Annotated in this window: 17 protein-coding genes; 8 read left to right on the forward strand and 9 right to left on the reverse strand. The window is 68.3% G+C overall.

The genetic code is table 11. The annotated features are described in order from the left end of the window. Positions 1 to 3 precede the first annotated feature (3 nt). The gene (locus IAI54_RS25775; RefSeq protein WP_187969890.1) at positions 4 to 1,392 is read right to left on the reverse strand and encodes a dipeptidase; all 1,389 of its coding nucleotides are present in this window, start codon (positions 1,390 to 1,392) and stop codon (positions 4 to 6) included. Between the two features lie 104 nt (positions 1,393 to 1,496). After that, entirely contained in the window at positions 1,497 to 2,393 is an 897-nt protein-coding gene (locus IAI54_RS25780; protein ID WP_187969891.1) for a lipid kinase, read from the reverse strand. A gap of 469 nt (positions 2,394 to 2,862) precedes the next feature. On the opposite strand from IAI54_RS25780, the gene polA reads away from it, so the two are divergent. Next, positions 2,863 to 5,835 (forward strand): DNA polymerase I, encoded by a 2,973-nt coding sequence (gene polA / locus IAI54_RS25785; RefSeq protein ID WP_187969892.1) that lies wholly within the window; start codon positions 2,863 to 2,865, stop codon positions 5,833 to 5,835. 37 nt (positions 5,836 to 5,872) lie between these two features. Here polA and IAI54_RS25790 read toward each other — a convergent pair whose 3' ends face one another. Genes IAI54_RS25790 through IAI54_RS25815 form a run of 6 tightly spaced genes read right to left on the reverse strand, consistent with a single transcriptional unit; the run spans position 5,873 to position 9,169 of the window. Beyond that, on the reverse strand, positions 5,873 to 6,466 hold the full coding sequence (locus tag IAI54_RS25790; protein WP_187969893.1) for a mobile mystery protein B: 594 nt from the start codon (positions 6,464 to 6,466) through the stop codon (positions 5,873 to 5,875). After that, entirely contained in the window at positions 6,459 to 7,088 is a 630-nt protein-coding gene (locus IAI54_RS25795) for a mobile mystery protein A (RefSeq protein ID WP_210321182.1), read from the reverse strand. The genes IAI54_RS25790 and IAI54_RS25795 overlap by 8 nt, the downstream gene beginning before the upstream one ends. A 33-nt stretch (positions 7,089 to 7,121) precedes the next feature. Beyond that, positions 7,122 to 7,589: a VOC family protein gene (locus IAI54_RS25800; RefSeq protein WP_187973358.1), complete on the reverse strand. Its 468-nt coding sequence runs from the start codon at positions 7,587 to 7,589 to the stop codon at positions 7,122 to 7,124. Positions 7,590 to 7,608: 19 nt separating this feature from the next. Beyond that, on the reverse strand, positions 7,609 to 8,031 hold the full coding sequence (locus IAI54_RS25805) for a VOC family protein (protein WP_187969894.1): 423 nt from the start codon (positions 8,029 to 8,031) through the stop codon (positions 7,609 to 7,611). A 17-nt stretch (positions 8,032 to 8,048) separates the two neighbouring features. Continuing rightward, positions 8,049 to 8,516, reverse strand: a complete 468-nt coding sequence (locus tag IAI54_RS25810; RefSeq protein ID WP_187969895.1) for an SRPBCC family protein — start codon at positions 8,514 to 8,516, stop codon at positions 8,049 to 8,051. Then, the gene (locus IAI54_RS25815; protein ID WP_187969896.1) at positions 8,513 to 9,169 is read right to left on the reverse strand and encodes a TetR/AcrR family transcriptional regulator; all 657 of its coding nucleotides are present in this window, start codon (positions 9,167 to 9,169) and stop codon (positions 8,513 to 8,515) included. The genes IAI54_RS25810 and IAI54_RS25815 overlap by 4 nt, the downstream gene beginning before the upstream one ends. A gap of 308 nt (positions 9,170 to 9,477) precedes the next feature. On the opposite strand from IAI54_RS25815, the gene minC reads away from it, so the two are divergent. Genes minC through minE form a run of 3 tightly spaced genes read left to right on the forward strand, consistent with a single transcriptional unit; the run spans position 9,478 to position 11,316 of the window. Continuing rightward, positions 9,478 to 10,212: a septum site-determining protein MinC gene (gene minC, locus IAI54_RS25820; protein WP_187969897.1), complete on the forward strand. Its 735-nt coding sequence runs from the start codon at positions 9,478 to 9,480 to the stop codon at positions 10,210 to 10,212. A gap of 22 nt (positions 10,213 to 10,234) precedes the next feature. Next, on the forward strand, positions 10,235 to 11,050 hold the full coding sequence (gene minD / locus IAI54_RS25825; protein WP_187969898.1) for a septum site-determining protein MinD: 816 nt from the start codon (positions 10,235 to 10,237) through the stop codon (positions 11,048 to 11,050). Next, positions 11,047 to 11,316 carry a cell division topological specificity factor MinE gene (gene minE, locus IAI54_RS25830; protein WP_187969899.1) on the forward strand — a complete coding sequence of 90 codons (270 nt, stop codon included), beginning with the start codon at positions 11,047 to 11,049 and terminating at the stop codon, positions 11,314 to 11,316. The genes minD and minE overlap by 4 nt, the downstream gene beginning before the upstream one ends. Before the next feature lie 33 nt (positions 11,317 to 11,349). On the opposite strand, the gene IAI54_RS25835 is transcribed toward minE, so the two are convergent. Next, positions 11,350 to 11,754 (reverse strand): Fur family transcriptional regulator, encoded by a 405-nt coding sequence (locus tag IAI54_RS25835; protein WP_187969900.1) that lies wholly within the window; start codon positions 11,752 to 11,754, stop codon positions 11,350 to 11,352. Between the two features lie 231 nt (positions 11,755 to 11,985). Here IAI54_RS25835 and IAI54_RS25840 point away from each other — a divergent pair, with 231 nt between their 5' ends. From IAI54_RS25840 to IAI54_RS25855, 4 genes are all read left to right on the forward strand, one after another. Further along, complete coding sequence (locus tag IAI54_RS25840) at positions 11,986 to 13,434, forward strand: methyl-accepting chemotaxis protein (RefSeq protein WP_187969901.1); 1,449 nt, start codon at positions 11,986 to 11,988, stop codon at positions 13,432 to 13,434. A gap of 147 nt (positions 13,435 to 13,581) precedes the next feature. Then, on the forward strand, positions 13,582 to 15,810 hold the full coding sequence (locus tag IAI54_RS25845) for a caspase family protein (protein WP_187969902.1): 2,229 nt from the start codon (positions 13,582 to 13,584) through the stop codon (positions 15,808 to 15,810). A gap of 238 nt (positions 15,811 to 16,048) precedes the next feature. Next, positions 16,049 to 16,423 carry a hypothetical protein gene (locus tag IAI54_RS25850; protein WP_187969903.1) on the forward strand — a complete coding sequence of 125 codons (375 nt, stop codon included), beginning with the start codon at positions 16,049 to 16,051 and terminating at the stop codon, positions 16,421 to 16,423. Then, positions 16,420 to 17,076: a DUF4760 domain-containing protein gene (locus IAI54_RS25855; RefSeq protein WP_187969904.1), complete on the forward strand. Its 657-nt coding sequence runs from the start codon at positions 16,420 to 16,422 to the stop codon at positions 17,074 to 17,076. Before IAI54_RS25850 ends, IAI54_RS25855 begins: the two co-directional genes overlap by 4 nt. Positions 17,077 to 17,084 lie beyond the last annotated feature (8 nt).

Genomic DNA, 17,084 nt, shown 5'->3' on the forward strand with positions numbered 1-17,084 from the left:
TCCTCAGGCCGCCAGCGCGCCGAGGATGCGCGCCCACGACCGCTGGCCCTTCTGGAAGGACGACAGTTCGTATTTCTCGTTCGGCGAATGGACGCGGTCGTCGGGCAGGCCGAAGCCGACCAGCAGCGAGTCCATGCCCAGCATCGACTGGAAGTCGCCGACGATCGGGATCGAGCCGCCCATGGCGATCATCACCGTCTCGTTCGGCCACTCGTCGGACAGCGCCTGCCTGGCCTTGGCCAGGAGCGGCGAATCATAGGGCAGCTGGATCGCCGGCGAGCCGCCATGCTTGTGGAACTCGACCGAGCAGTCGGCCGGGATGCGCTCCTGCACGAAGGCGCGGAACGCCGCGCGGATCGCCTCCGGCTCCTGCCGGTGCACCAGCCGGAACGAGACCTTCGCCGAGGCCTCCGCGGCGATCACCGTCTTGAAGCCCTTGCCCGTGTAGCCGCCGGTGATGCCGTTGACTTCGGCCGTCGGCCGCGCCCAGGTCAGTTCGAGCACCGAGCGGCCCTTCTCGCCGGAGGGAATCGACAGGCCGATGTCGGCCAGGAACGTGTCGGCGCCGCGCCCGAGCGTCTCCCACACCGCAAGGATCTCGGCGGGCGTCTCGTCCACCCCGTCATAGAAGCCGGGCAGCGTCACGCGGCCGTCCGCGTCGTGCAGGTCGGCCAGGATCTTCGACAGGATGTGGATCGGATTGGCCGCAGCGCCGCCATAGAGGCCCGAATGCAGGTCGCGGCTCGCCGCCTTCACCACGATCTCCTCGCCCACGAGGCCGCGCAGGCCGGTCGAGATCGCGGGCGTATCGTGGTCCCACATGCCGGTGTCGCAGACCAGTGCGAAATCAGCCTTCAGCTCCTCGGCATTGGCGTCCAGGAACGGCTTCAGCGAGGGCGAGCCCGATTCCTCCTCGCCTTCGAACAGGATGGTCACGGCGCAGGGCAGCGAGCCCGTCGCCGCCTTCCAGGCGCGGCAGGCCTCGACGAAGGTCATGAGCTGGCCCTTGTCGTCCGCCGCGCCGCGGCCGGTGATGATCCTGCGGCCGGACGCGCCCGTCTTCACCGCGGGCGCGAAGGGATCGTCCTCCCACAGGGCCAGCGGGTCGACCGGCTGCACGTCGTAATGCCCGTAGAAGAGCACGTGCGGCGCGCCGGCCGAGGCACCCGCGTGATGCGCCACCACCATCGGATGGCCGGCGGTCTCGCGGACGCCTGAGGTGAAGCCGATCGAGGCGAGATCCTGGACCAGCCATTCGGCCGCGCGGCGGCAGTCGCCGGCATAGGCCGGGTCCGTCGAGATCGACGGGATGCGCAGGAGTTCGAACAGGCGCTCGAGACTGCCGGGCAGCCCGTCGTCGAGGGTGGAGAGGACGGAAGACGGGATGGCCATGGCGGAAGTCTCGCGAATGCACTCGGGAAATGTGGCGCGACCCTACTGCATGGACGACCGAAAGGGGAGGGGGTGTTTGGACCTGCGGCCGGCGCGCCGAATCGTCAGGCTTTCGGAACGAACACCTCCACCGCGCCCGGATGCACCATGAAGCGCGCCGGCGTCGCGGTGACGATCTCGCCGTCGGTGTTCACCGGCATCGGCCGCTTCGTCACGACATCGAAGCGCACGCACTTGGCCGTCCGCACCTCGCTCCAGAGGCCCTGCCGTCCGGCCCGGAAGGAGCGCATCATCGCCGCCAGCTTCCAGACGTTCGAGACCTCCAGGCTGTAGAGGTCGAGATGGCCGTCGTCGATCGACGCCTTCTCCTCCACCACGTTGCCGCCGCCGTAATGGCGGCCGTTGCCGACAGCGATCTGGTAGGTGGAGACCTGCGTCTCGTCCTCCTTCTCGGTGATGGTCGCCTCGAACCGCCGCGCCCGCGACAGCACCTTCAGCGCCGCGACCGCATAGCCGAGCCGGCCCCAGCGCTTCTTCAGCCCGGCGTCGAGCTTGCGCGCCAGGTCCGCGGAGAGACCGATGCTCGCGACGTTGAAGAAGGCGTGGCCGTTGACCGAGCCGACGTCGATGCGCCGCGTCGCGCCAGCCACGATCACCTCCGCCGCCTGCTCCAGGTCCAGGGGGATGTCGAGTGTGCGGGCGAGGTCGTTGGCGGTGCCCATGGGAATGATGCCGAGCGGCAGGCCGCTTTCCATCACGGCCATGGCGCCGGACGCGATCGTCCCGTCGCCGCCGCACAGGACGATCAGGTCGGCGGTCTCGCGCAGCCGCACGATGTCGCGCGCGATCTCCGGCAGCGCCGCGAACGGCTCCACGGTCACCGCGAGCCCGCCCTGCACCAGCCGTGGCATCACCGCGCCGAATCCTTCTCCCGCGCGTCGGGCGCCGGGGTTGAACAGCAGCAGTGCGCGTCGCTTGGGAGCGTCGGTTCGGTCTTGCATCCGGTTTCCGTCGTGTCGGGGCGGGAGTGGCTTCCCTGAACGAACACCGGCCACCGTGGTGGAGGGGGACTACCACGGTGGCCGGACTTTGGATGCGGCGGCCCGGAGAGGGGGGGATGAGGCCGCCGCTGTGTTCGGCGAGGCGGGGGACGGGCCTTTGACCGAACTCGGAAGCAACTTCCGATGACATGAAAATTGGATTTCGATAGTGGCGATTCAAGGGCACGAAGATTACATCTTCGTAACCAATCCGTGAACGCCGTGAGGGAGGCGACAGGACGCCGTCGGCAACGCGCCGGAGCCTCGGCCCGGCCGGCGGACGATCGGCCGGTGACGCGTCGTATGGCACGGGCGGGCCGCCGATTCAACCGCCCGGCACACGTTGGTGCGTCACGGCATGGCGGGAGGCGTGGGTGCCGGGTTCCGTTTCGCGTGGATTTCGTCCGTCTGCCGCGCTAAGCCTTCGCGCATGAAAAAGGGCGATCATCTCTTCCTCGTCGACGGCTCGGGCTACATCTTCCGTGCCTATCACGCGCTGCCGCCGCTGACCCGCAAGTCGGACGGGCTGCCCGTCGGCGCCGTCTCCGGCTTCTGCAACATGCTGTGGAAGCTGATGGTCAGCGCGCGCGACACCGACGTCGGCGTGGTGCCGACGCATTTCGCGGTCATTTTCGACTATTCCTCCAAGACCTTCCGCAACGCGCTCTACCCCGAATACAAGGCCAATCGCTCCGCGCCGCCGGAGGATCTCGTGCCGCAGTTCGGGCTGATCCGCCAGGCCACCCGCGCCTTCGACCTGCCCTGCATCGAGATGGAAGGCTTCGAGGCGGACGACATCATCGCCACCTATGCCCGGCTCGCCTGCGAGGCCGGCGCCGACACCACCATCGTCTCCTCCGACAAGGACCTGATGCAGCTTGTCGGCGAGACCGTGTCGATGTACGACCCGATGAAGGACCGCGAGATCAAGGTCCCCGAGGTCATCGAGAAATGGGGCGTGCCGCCGCAGAAGATGATCGACCTGCAGGCGCTGACGGGCGATTCCGTCGACAACGTGCCGGGCGTGCCCGGCATCGGCCCCAAGACAGCGGCGCAGCTCCTCGAACAGTTCGGCGATCTCGACACCCTGCTGTCGCGTGCCGCCGAGATCAAGCAGAACAAGCGCCGCGAAAGCATCATCGAGAACGCCGACAAGGCCCGCATCTCGCGCGAGCTCGTGCGGCTGAAGAACGACGTGCCGCTGGCCGAGGGCCTCGACGATCTGGTCCTGCAGCCGCCGAACGGCCCGAAGCTGATCGCCTTCCTCAAGGCGATGGAATTCACCTCGCTGACCCGCCGCGTGGCCGAGGCGACCGGCGCCGACGCGGCGGCCGTCGATGCGGCCGACGTCGACGTGCAGCGCGGCGAGGATGCGCATGGTCCCGACGTCGGCGCGGGCGTCCCGCCGGCCGAAGGTCCGGCCGCGAACGCGGCACCGGCAGCGGACGCGGCCGCTCCGTCCGGGACCATGACCGGCGCACCCACGCCTGCCGATCTCGTCGCCGCCCGCGCAGCCGAGGCGCTCGCCGCGCCGATCGACCGCTCGGCCTACGTCACCATCCGCGATGTCGGCACGCTGCGCGAATGGCTGGCCGACGCCGTCGGGACCGGCGTGCTGTCGATCGACACCGAGACCACCTCGCTCTATCCGATGGAGGCCGAACTCGTCGGCTTCTCCATCGCCACCCGTCCCGGCAAGGCGGCCTATGTGCCGCTCGCCCACCGCAACGGCACCGGCGATCTGCTCGGCGGCGGCGAAAGGCTTCCCGGCCAGATCCCCTTCGACGAGGCGCTGGCGGCGCTGCGCCCCGTGCTCGCCGACCGCTCGGTGCTGAAGATCGGCCAGAACATCAAGTACGACTGGGTCCTGCTCGACCGCCTCGGCCTCACCATGGCGCCGCTCGACGACACCATGCTGATCTCCTACGTGCTCGACGGCGGTTCCTCCAGCGGAAACACCGGCGGCCATGGGATGGACAAGCTGGCCGAGCGCTGGCTCGGCCACACCTGCATCGCCTACAAGGAGGTCGCGGGCTCGGGCAAGTCGGCCGTCACCTTCGACATGGTCGACATCGACCGCGCCACCACCTATGCCGCCGAGGACGCCGACGTGGCACTCAGGCTCTGGCGCCTGCTCAAGCCGCGGCTCGTCGCCGAGGGCCTGACGGCCGTCTACGAGCGGCTGGAGCGGCCGCTGATCGACGTGCTCGGCCGCATGGAGCGGCGCGGCATCGCGGTCGACCGGCAGATCCTGTCGCGCCTGTCGGGCGACTTCGCGCAGGCCGCCGCAGCGCTCGAAGACGAGATCCACCAGCTTGCCGGCGAGCGCTTCAACATCGGCTCCCCCAAGCAGCTCGGCGACATCCTGTTCGGCAGGATGGGGCTCGCCGGCGCCACCAAGACGGCGACCGGCCAGTGGTCGACCTCCGCGCGCATCCTGGAGGATCTCGCGGCGGAGGGGCATGATCTGCCGCGCCGGATCGTCGACTGGCGCCAGCTCACCAAGCTCAAGTCCACCTACACCGACGCGCTGCCGGGCTTCATCAACCGCGAGACGAAGCGCGTCCACACCTGCTATTCGATGGCCTCGACCTCGACGGGCCGCCTCTCCTCGTCCGAGCCCAACCTGCAGAACATCCCGATCCGCACCGCCGAAGGCCGCAGGATCCGCACCGCCTTCGTCGCCGAGCCGGGCCGCAAGCTGATCTCGGCCGACTATTCGCAGATCGAGCTGCGCGTGCTCGCCCATGTCGCCGACATCCCGCAGCTGCGCCAGGCCTTCGCCGACGGCATCGACATCCACGCCATGACGGCGTCCGAGATGTTCGGCGTGCCGGTCGAGGGCATGCCGTCGGAGGTGCGCCGCCGCGCCAAGGCGATCAATTTCGGCATCATCTACGGCATCTCGGCCTTCGGGCTGGCCAACCAGCTGTCGATCCCGCGCGAGGAGGCCGGCGCCTACATCAGGAAGTATTTCGAGCGCTTCCCGGGCATCCGCGACTACATGGAGGAGACCAAGGCTACCGCGCGCGACAAGGGCTACGTCGAGACCATCTTCGGCCGCCGCGCGCATTATCCGGAGATCCGCGCCTCGAACCCCCAGGTTCGCGCCTTCAACGAACGCGCCGCCATCAACGCCCCGATCCAGGGCTCCGCCGCCGACGTCATCCGCCGCGCCATGGTGCGCATGGAGGCCGCGCTCGACGAGGCAGGCCTGTCCGATGTCGAGATGCTGCTCCAGGTCCACGACGAACTGATCTTCGAGGCCCCCGAAAGCCTCGTCGAGAAGGCGATCCCGCTGATCCGCCACGTCATGGAACACGCCGCCATGCCCGCCGTCGCCATGCGCGTGCCGCTGCGGGTTGACGCCCGGGCGGCAGGCAACTGGGACGAGGCGCATTGAGGCTGGCCCACCGGCCAGCGCTGCCTGTGGCGCTGCGCTAGGAGTGCACTGCGCCGACGAACACCAGCAGCAGGCCGTAGTCGCCGCGATCGGCCGCGCGAAGCGCGGCGATGTACGCTTCGCGACGCACATGGTGGACCTGCAGGTCAAGCCCGCCTGCCCAAGCCACGGGCGGGTGGGCATAGGCTTCTTTCAGAAGGATGTCGGCAGCGATCCGGGCGTGTCTGCCATTGCCGTTCGGGAACGGATGGATCTGCACCATTCTGTGATGGAAGCGAGCCGCGGCTTCCAGCGGGCGATAAATATCGTTCTCAGCCCAGTAGCGCGCGTCGTCGAGCAGCATGCGAAGCTGCACGGGAATATGCACGGGATCGATACCGATGTTCTTCTCGGTCCGGCGATACGTGCCCGCCCATGCCCAGACATCCCCGAAAAGCCGCTTGTGCAGCGTTCGCACGAAGCGATCGTCGAAAATGGAACCGCCGCGCCGTCGCGCGATCCAGGCGAGGCCCTGCTCGATGTTCGCCTGTTCGAGTTCGTCCAGCTCGCCGCGCGTTGTTACATGCGCAAACCTGAGGCCGTGCCTTTCGTCCGGATCGAGCGGCGTGGCGCCGTCCGGGTCGTCACCCATCGCGCTTCCAAAGGTCGGGCGGTATCTCCCGGATGAGTTCGTCGGTCAGGTCGTCGATCCGCTGCGCCGTCTGCGCGCGGGTCAGCGCCTGTTGTTCCAGCGCCATGTGGGCGCCGGCGCGCTCCACACGCGCCTCCGCCTTGCGCCTGGCTTGCGCCCGGATGACGTCTTCGACACGCCCCTCGTCCGGAACGATGGCATACACGAAACGTCCGCCCATGGCCTGCGCGAGCTTCTGCATCTGATTGATCGTGATGGCGCCGTCGCGTTCGTTGCGTTCGGCCTGATAGATGGCATTGCGACTGACACCGGCTCGCGTGGCGACCTCCGAGCCGGACATGGCGAGCGCCTTGCGAAGCATGGCGAGCCAACCCTCGACTGGCACCGTCGCCGCTCCGAATTGTCGCGCCGCCCTGTCGACGATCTGCGCATACTGTTTCCGAGCGGTCGTCCTGACGCTCATCTTCCCTTCACCCCATCGGATGCCCATCAGAAAATAGGCGTCCGATGCATGGATGTCAATCAATGGATATGCATACTCAAAAATTTGCACATCTGATGATAGGCTGACGCCAGAGATGGAGCAGCGTGTCGGCGGGCGCTCTCCCAGTACGTGGGGCATCCTGCATGGCAGCGGTCACCGAACCCCGCCGCCTCACCCCGCCGCCGCGGCCTCCAGCGCTGCGATGTCGATCTTCCGCATCTGCATCAGTGCCGGCCACACCTTGGCGGCCTGCGGCCCGGTGAACAGCGCCACCGCCCGCTTCGGCACGATCTGCCAGGACAGGCCGAACCGGTCCTTCAGCCAGCCGCACCGGCTTTCCGCGCCGCCGTCGGCGGTCAGCGCCGCCCAAAGCCGGTCGGTTTCGGCCTGGTCGGCGGTCGAGACCGAGATCGACACGGCCTCGCTCAGGGTGAAGTGCGGCCCGCCGTTCAGCGCCTGGTAGGGCGTGCCGGCGAGCGTGAACTCGACCGAGAGCACGTCCCCGGCCCTGGCGACCGGCTGGCCTTCCGCGTGCCGGCCGACATGGTCGATGCGGCTGCCGGGAATCAGCGAACAGTAGAACTCGGCGGCCCGCAGCGCCTGGTCGTCGAACCACAGGCAGGTGCGAACCTTGGGGATCTCGGCCAAGGCGTCCTCCTCAGTAAGCGCGCTTGGAGCCTTCGATGATCAGCATCCACGGCGTGCCGAAGCGGTCGACGAACATGGCGAAGCGGTCGGCCCAGAAGGTCTCGGCCGGCGCCATCATGATCCGCTCGGCATCCTTCGCCAGGATGCCGTAGATGCGGTCGAACTCGTCCATGGAGGAGGGCGTGATCGAAACCGAGAAGCCCTGCGGTTTCGAGTACCATTCGTCCGGCGCGTCGGACGCCATCACGGTGGCGCTGCCGAGCCTGATCGCCATGTTCATGACCAGGTGGTCGCCGCCCGGCATGCGTTCCTCGGGCGCCGGTGCGTCGGCATTGGTGAAGATTCCGAGCACCGTCCCGCCCAGCGTCTCGGCATAGAGGGTCATCGCCTCCCGGCAGTTGCCCTTGAAGTTCAGGTAGATCGTCGGTTCCATGATCCGTTCCTCCCGGTTCAGAGTGTCTTCGCCAGTTCCGCGAGCTGGTCGGCGGCCTTGCCCCAGCCCTCGTGGAAGCCCATCGCCTCGTGCTCCTTCATGGTCTCCTCCGACCAGTGCATGGCGCGGGCGGTGTAGGTCGTGCGGCCGTCTCCGGCGTCCTCGAACAGCACTTCGCCGACCATGAAGGGCCGGTCGGACGGGATCCAGCCCGGCAGGAAGGCGTCGGTGAACACCAGCCGCTTCTGCGGAACCACTTCGAGATAGACGCCCAGATTCTCGAAGCGCTCGCCGTTCGGCCCGTTCATCACGTTGAAGCTCTCGCCGCCGGGCCTGAGGTCGACGCGGCTGTCCGTCACGTACCAGGGCTTGGGACAGAACCACTGGTTCAGCAGCTCCGGCTCGGTCCAGCAGCGCCACAGGGCGGATACCGGTGCGTCGATGACGCGCGTCAGGGTGAGCACGTGTTTCGGTTCGGTGGTCATGGTGTCGTTCCTTCCTCCGTCTTTTCGTTGATGTCGTTTCCGCCCGTCGGACGAATGCCGAACAGGCATTCGATGTAGCGCCGGAGATGGTCGACGGCGTCGATCGCATGTCGCGTCTCGCCGCTCGCCTTGGCGAGGATGAAGCCGCCCTGGATCACCGCCTGCGTGTGCAGGGCCAGGCTCTCGGCGGTCCAGTCGGGCGCGAGGCCCCGGGCATCCATCGCCGCCTGGATGTCGGCCACCAGCGTCTGCGCATGGCCGCCGATGCTCGCCCAGCAGGCGTCGCGGATGTCGGGCGCGGTCTCGTAGGCCTCCTGCGCCATCGTGCCGACGAGGCAGGTGTACTGAGGCAGCGTCCCCTGGATCAGGTCGCGGCGCAGATCGACATAGGCGAGCACCCGGTCCAGCGGGTCGCCATGCCGATGATAGTCCGCCTCGGCGAAGAGCGCGCCCGTCACCTCCGCCCAATGCCCTGCAGCGCCGACGGCCAGATCCTCCTTCGAGGAGAAGTGGTGGAAGAACGAACCTTTGGAAAGGCCGGCGGCCGTGCAGATGTCTTCCACCGTCGTCGCCGCATAGCCCTGCGTGCGAATGACGTTGGTCGCGGCCTCGAGCAGGCGGGTGCGTGTGTGCGGGTTGGCCGGGCGCGCCAATGACGATCTCCTTCCTGCGTCGCTCCCTAGTTTAATACCGACCAGTTGGTATGTAGTCAAGCGGAGTCCTGCGTGTCTCCTTCGCGTGCCGACGAGCCTGCCCCCGCGGCGGGTGGGCGCCGGGCCACGCCGACCCGGGAGACGCCGCCGCCCGCAGCGGCGCCGGCCCGCGCGGACATCGCGATCGCCGTCCGCAGCGGAAGCCGGCGCGGCCCGTTCCGGCACCCGTCGTTAACCACTTGTTAACCACGGCGGCTCCATTCCTTAACGGTCAGTAAGGAATCGACTCGGTGACCAGCGCCGCCCCAATGGATAAGAAAGCCATCCGCTTCCGCGCACGGTCCTTCGTGGCCTTCGCGCTGGCGCCCGAAGCGCCGCTTGGCGAATGGATCGACGGTCTCGACCGCTGGATCGAGAATTCCCCCGGCTTCTTCACGGGCCGGCCGGTCGTGCTCGACCTTGCCGCCCTGCAGCCGTCGACCGACGACGTGGTGGCGCTGGTCGCGGCGCTCGCCGTGCGCGGCATCCGCGTCTATGCCATCGAGGGCATTGCCGCCGAGGCTGCGGGCAGCGATCTGCCGCCGCTCCTGACGGGCGCCCGCGAGGCCACGCTCGACGGTCTCCTCGCCCGCAGCGCACCCGTGTCCCCGGAGGTCGCGTCGGCGGCCGTGGCTGCGCCTGCGACCGCGAAGGTGCTCGCCGAACCGAAGTCCGGCCGGACGCTGACGGTCGACACGCCGGTCCGTTCCGGCAGTTCCATCGTCCACATGGAGGGCGACGTCATCGTCCTCGGCGACGTGTCCTGGGGCTCCGAGATCGTCGCCTCCGGCTCGATCCACGTCTACGGCACGCTGCGCGGGCGGGCGCTCGCAGGGGCCGACGGCAACGACCGGGCGCGCATCTTCTGCCGCCGCAACGAGGCCGAACTGGTCGCCGTGGACGGCTGGTACCGCACGGCCGAGGACATGGAGCCCGCCCACCGCGGCGCCGCGATCCAGGCCTTCCTCGACGGCGGTGCGCTCGTCGTCGCACCTCTCAAATGACAAGGATTGGAGAAACTCCGAAATGGGCAAGGTAATAGTCGTCACGTCGGGCAAGGGGGGCGTCGGGAAGACGACCTCGACGGCGGCTCTCGGTGCCGCGCTCGCACAGACCGGCAAGCGCGTGGCGCTCGTCGATTTCGACGTCGGCCTGCGCAACCTCGATCTGGTCATGGGCGCCGAGCGCCGCGTGGTCTTCGACCTCGTCAACGTTATCCAGGGCCACGCCAAGCTGTCCCAGGCGCTGATCCGCGACAAGCGCATCGACACGCTGTTCCTGCTCGCCGCCTCGCAGACCCGCGACAAGGACGCGCTGACCGAGGAAGGCGTGTCCGACGTCATCGCGCGTCTCAACCAGGTGTTCGACTACGTGCTGTGCGACAGCCCGGCCGGCATCGAGCGCGGCGCCCAGCTCGCCATGCGGTTTGCCGACGAAGCGGTCATCATCACCAATCCGGAAGTCAGTTCGGTGCGCGATTCCGATCGCATCATCGGCCTGCTCGATTCCAAGACCATGAAGGCCGAACGCGGCGAGGAGCTGAAGAAGCACGTGCTGGTCACGCGCTACGATGCGGAGCGAGCCGCCCGTGGCGAGATGCTCGCCATCGACGACGTGCTGGAGATCCTGTCCGTGCCGCTGCTGGGCATCATTCCCGAAAGCCAGGGCGTTCTGCGCGCCTCCAACGTCGGTGCGCCGGTGACGGTCAACGAGCCCGCCAATCCGGCGGCACGGGCCTACATGGACGCGGCACGACGGCTCCAGGGCGAGAGCCTTCCCGTCGTGCTTCCGTTCGACAAGCGGGGACTCTTCGACCGGCTGTTCAGGAGGAAGGCGGCATGACACTGCTATCGCTCTTCAAGCGCCGCGCCAGCGCGCCTGTCGCGCGCGAACGTCTGCAGGTGCTGCTCGCCTACGAGCGCAACAACCGCAACAAGCCCGATCTCGTCGCCATCCTGCGCGAGGAGATCATGGCCGTGATCGGCAGGCACATCCAGATCGACCAGGACCAGGTGCAGATCTCCATGGATCGCGGCAAGACCACCTCGACGCTCGAGATCGACATCCAGATCCCGAACGACGACAAGCGGCTCGCCGTCGCCTGCTGAAGGCGGCGGTCCGCTTCAGGGCGGTCGCGGACGTCAGCCTTCCGCGGCCGCGCAATCCTTGCACAGCCCGCGGAACTCGATCACCGCGCGGCTTGCGCGGAAGCCCGTGCCGGACACCCAGTCGCCGAGCTGCTTGCCGATCGACGGATCGGCGAGTTCCGCCACCTGGCCGCATGTCTCGCAGATCGCGAAGGCCGTCAGCGCGTCGGCATGGTGGTGGTGCTCCGAGCATGCCACGAACGAATTGAGGCTCTCGAGCCGGTGCACCAGCCCCGCCTTGGTCAGCCGGTCGAGCGCCCGGTAGACCTGCAGCGGTGCGCGGAAACCCTGGTCGCGCAGCCCGTCGAGCAGCGCGTAGGCGCTCACCGGACCGCGCGCGGCTTCCAGCTTCTCCAGCACGAGCTGCTGGTTGCGGGTCAGCGTGCTCCTGTCGACCATCGGCGCTTCCTGTTCCTTGCCGGTGCCGCTTCGCGTGCGAAGCCCGGCCGGCATCCTTCTCCCTTGTGCGCCAGCCGCCGACGCTCCGCAAGGGCGCGCTTCCCGCGTCGCGGGCACGGCCGCCGGGGATCGGCAGGTCCGGTGCGCATGCATCGCATCCTCTGCAATCAGGGTTAACGTTTCCGAAAGTCCGATGGTTGTACAACCTCTCGTCATGGCGAGGAGTTCTCAATGAACGCGATCACGTTTGCCGTTGAGCCGGAGCGGGCCGTCGCATCGCCGATGGCCACCGACATTTCCGACATCGGACCGCGCGCCAGCCGGCTGGGCCTCGAGATCGCGGGCATCGCCGGTCTCGTCGAGGACATGGTGAAACTCGGCCGCGCCCAGGAGGATTCGCTGCGCGCCGTCGTCGCGTCCGCCCGGCAGACGGGAGAGGCCAACAAGCGGCTCGCCGAAAGCATGGACGTGGCGAAGTCGTCCGCCGAGGCCACCCGTGCCGTGCTGTCCGAAAGCGCCGATACGGTCGCCCGGACGATCGGCAGTTCGGTCGAGCAGCTCGAATCGCTGAGCCGGGGCGTGCTGACCTTCACCGATTCGCTGGCCCGCGTCTCCGAGACCATCCGTCAGGTGAGCTCCGCCAGCGCCTCGATCAACGAGATCGCGCGCGAAACGCAGCTCGTCGCCCTGAACGCCTCGATCGAGGCCGCCCGCCTCGGCGACGCCGGCAAGGGCTTCGCGGTCATCGGCGCCGCGGTCAAGACGCTGGCCGACCAGATCGGCATGTTCGCGAAGCAGAACGAGGTGAGCCTCGGCTCGCTGGAAGGCACGCTCGATGAACTCTTCTCCCAGTCCAGGCGCAGCGCGGTGACGGCCCAGGCCGCGATGGAGGCCTCGGGCCGCGCGGCGGACACCACGCGCACCATCCAGTCGCTCGTCACCAGCGTCGAGACGCTGACCGACCGGATCGTCGGCATGTCCGATCCGGTGCAGTCGAACATCCGCTCCAGTTCCAACGTGCGCGACGAACTGCGCAAGCTCGTCGGCATGGCCCGGGAATGCCACGCCAAGCTCGACGATGCCGGCCAGAGCTCGACCGCGATCCTCGACATCTCCGAGAACCTCATCCTCTTCATCGCGGAATCGGGGATCGAGACGCCCGACAGCTTCTTCATCCACCTCGTCCGCGAGAAGGCGTCTCAGGTCTCCGCGCTGTTCGAGAAAGCCGTCGAAACGGGCCAGATCGGTCTCGGCGACCTGTTTGACGAGGACTATCGGCCGGTGCCGGGCACCAACCCCGAGCAGGTCCTGACACGCTTCACCGCTTTCACCGACCGGGTGCTGCCCTCGCTGCAGGAGCCGGTGCTGAAGCTCGACGACCGCATCGTCTTCTGCGCGGCGATCGATCGCAACGGCTACCTGCCCACCCACAACCTCGTCTACTCGCAGCCGCAGGGCGACGATCCGGTCTGGAACGCCGCCAACTGCCGCAATCATCGCATCTTCGCCGACCGTACCGGCCTCGGCGCGGGACGCAACACGCGGCCCTTCCTGCTGCAGACCTACCGGCGCGACATGGGCGGCGGCAACTTCGTCCTGATGAAGGACATTTCCGCCCCGATCTTCGTGCGCGGCAGACATTGGGGCGGCTTGCGGATGGGTTACAGGCCCGAGAACTGAGCCGACCTGCCCGCGTTCCTGGGCTCGGAAGCCGGACGTCTGGCGTCCGGCCGCGGCTGCTCTCGATCATACTCCCAAAAACAGCCCCATTTCAGAAACACCAATGGTAACGTTGGGGCACTGCAATGGGCTTGGGAGAATGACGGCATGACATATGGACCTGGCGCGAAGGCGCTTCTCGCGGGCGTGGCTTTCGCTGCGTCGCTGGCCGGACCACTGGCTGGGAGCGCGCTCGCGCGCACCAACTATGCGGTCGTGGTCGGCGTGACGGAGTATCCGCAGCTCCCGCGCAGCGCCTGGCTCGTCGGGCCGCGCAACGACGCGCTGCTGGTCCGCGACTACCTCCTCAACCAGTCGCGCGTTCCCTTCGAACCCGCCAACGTCGCGGTCCTCGCCGACGCGGTCGAGGGCGCCCGCGAGCCGACTCTCGCCGCGATCGTCGAGACGCTCGACGCCATGGCGCAGAAGGCCGGACCCGGCGACTTCCTCTATCTGCAGTTCTCCGGCCACGGCTTCCAGCAGACCGCGGCCGATCCCGCCACCGAGACCGACGGGCTGGACGAGATCTTCCTTCCCAAGGATACCGGCCGCTGGGTCGACCGCACGCAGGGCATGCCGAACGTGCTCGTCGACGATACCGTCGGCGCCGCCATCGAGCGCATCCGCGACAAGGGCGCCTTCGTCTGGGTCGTCTTCGATTCCTGTCACTCCGGCACCGCCACCCGCGCCGCTCCGGGCGACGACGTGCAGGAACGCAAGATCGACCCCGAGATGGTCGGCATGCCGGCCGAAGTCCTCTACGAGGGCGCCGCCACGCGCGACCTGCTCGCCCGCGAGGCACCGGTCGAAAGCGAGGCGACCAGCGCAGCCTCCACCCGCAAGGGCGGCATGGTCGCCTTCTTCGCCGCGCAGACGAACGAGACCACGCCCGAGATGCCGCTGCCCAAGGGCGCGGAGGGCGCCACCAGGTACGGGCTGTTCACGCACACCATCTTCTCGCGCCTCTCGGAAAACCCGTCGGTCACCTACCGCCAGCTCGCCGAGGGCGTGCTCCAGCACTACGCCTCGATCAACCGCACCTCCACGACCCCGCTCTTCGAGGGCGATCTCGACGTCCCCGTCTTCGGCCTCGAGTTGGAGGAGTTCGTTCCCCAATGGCCGGTCAAGCTCGCCGGCAGCGGCGTCACCATCGCCGGCGGCCTGCTCAACGGTCTCGTGCCGGGCACGCGGCTTGCGGTCATGGAGAAGGCCGGCGATACCATGGACAAGGCGATCGGCTTTCTCGAGGTGAGGAGCGCCGACAACTTCACCAGCCGCCTCGTGATGGCACCGCCGCCGGAAGAGCCGGAAGCTCCTGCCGGCGAGGAGGCTCTTGCGCCGGCCGAGCCGGCAGCGCCGGAAGCGACGAGCCTCAGGGTGAAGACGCTGGCCGACATCCCCGCCGGCGCCTATGCCCGTCTGGTCGAGACGAGTTTCGACTTCACCCTCACCGTCGCCCGGCCGGCCCCGTCCGACACCCATCCGGAGCGCGTCGCGATGGTCAACGCCATGCTCGATACGCTGGCGGCCGACGACACGCAGCCGATGCGCATCGCCCTCGTCGAGCCCGGCGCGGCAGCGGATCTGCGCCTTGCCGTCATGGCCGAAGCGGAACTTCCCGACGCCGGTCTCGGCGCCGGCACGCTCCCGACGCTCTGGTTCCTGCCCGAATCGGGCGAATTGTCGCTGGAGGAGGGGCGCCGGCCGCCGTCGATCACGATGGAGAGCGACGACCGGAAGGCCATCGGCGAGGCGATCGGCCAGTATCTGCTTCGCATCTATCGCGCCACCAATCTGGCGCGGATCGGGCAGGGGTCGGACTACGGTCCGCAGGAGGTCGACATCACCTTCACGCTGCGCCGCCAGGGCACGGGCGAGGAAGTGCCGATCGAGACGACCAGTCTCCCGTTCGGCCAGCCGGGGGACCGCGTGCACGTCCGGGCCGTCAACAACAGCGGTGCTCCGGTCGACATCAACGTGCTCTACATCGGCAGCGACTACTCCATCACCTTCATGGGGCAGGAGCGTCTGCAGCCTTCCGCGACCCTGGATGACGAGTTCATCGAGTTCACCGAAGGCGTCTACGGCAAGGAACTGATGGTGGCCGTCGCCTCCGAGGTCGTGCCGCTCAAGGCCACGCTCGACCTTTCCTACCTGGAACAGCCCGGCCTGCGCGCCACCACCCGGGGGGCTGCTCCACAGAGCGTCGCCGATCTGTTCGATGCGATGGGAGCGGCGGCGATGACGCGGGCGGCCAAGCCCTCGTCGAGCCGGGCCGAGAAGAAGCAGCGCGGCTCGGTCACGATCTTCCCGGTCCGGACGATGCCCCGTTCCTGACGCGGGCTCCCGGGGCCGGTCGGCCTCGTGGCCGCGGCCTCCGCGGCGACGGGGATGGCAGCGGCGCGCTTGCGGGCGCCGCCATGTCGCAGCAAACCATCACGGCGCCGCCGTTGCGGCGGCGGCGCGACGAAAATGGTGACGGCGGACGCCCTTGCGCCCGCCTCGGCTTTGGCGGAAAGTTTGCGACCGGCGTTCCATGCGGGCGTTGCGGTCGCAGTGGCGGAGAGTGTCGTCGATGATGCGTCTTGCTGGGGTTGCCGCTGGCGTCATGGTCGGTGCGGTGTCGCTCGGAACGGCTCTGGCCGGCGAAACCTGTGGGCTCTGCGCCAGCGAGGTCGTCATCAGCCCGCCGCTCGCGGCCTGTCTCCTGTCGCAATACGAGGTGCTTGCCACCGGCGACGACGGCGGCGCCATCGCCGTCGACCTTTCGGAATGCGAGCAGGAGCGGGGCATCATCGAGGCGCTGCCATCGCTCACCGCGGCGCCGCCGGAACCCGACCTCCAGTTCTTCCTGTCCCGGCGTCAGCTGGACTGCCTGAAGACGCGGCTCGAAACGCCCGGCGCGGTCGAGCCGCCGGTCTCCACCATCGACCTGAGAGCCTGCCGATGAGCGCCGCTCCGGGCAAGATCGCCGCCACGGCCAGGCGTCTGGCGGAGCGCACGGAAGCGTTCCCGGAGGTCGAGGACGTGGACAAGCGCGAGAACAACCCGTTCACGGACGGCGACTGGCGGATGCTTTCCTACGCCTGGAGCGGCTACGTGCTGCGCATCCTCCTCGTGCTCGGCACCGTCTTCTCGGTCGTCCAGTACCTGCAGGCCCGCGAGGAGAAGCGGGTCGAGCGTACGCTCGAACTGGTCGAACTCTGGGATCGCCCCGAGTATCAGGACGCGCAGCGCGTCCTCAAGCGCCGCCTCGCCGAACTGAACGCGCGCTTCTCGGCCGATCTCGGCCGGTCGGCGACCCCGAAGGAACTGGCGATCTTCCAGGAACGCATCGGCATCGAGGCGATGAAGGCCGAGGGCGGTGCGGTGCCGCTGGAGGAGTTCCGCGAATCCTTCGACCGCATCGTCTACTTCCTCAACCGCGTCTCCTTCTGCGTCGACGGCGGCCTGTGTTCGCGGGACGTCGCCGAAGCCTATTTCAGCGATTTCGCGACCTCTTTCTGGAGCTATTTCGCGGGCCACATCCGCCAGGAGCGCCGGCGCGGCTCTCCCAACTTCGCCAGGCCGCTCGAGGATTATGTCGCTCCGTCGGCGCGATAGGATGGTGC

The sequence above is a fragment of the Aquibium microcysteis genome, from assembly GCF_014495845.1.
GTDB lineage: Bacteria > Pseudomonadota > Alphaproteobacteria > Rhizobiales > Rhizobiaceae > Aquibium > Aquibium microcysteis.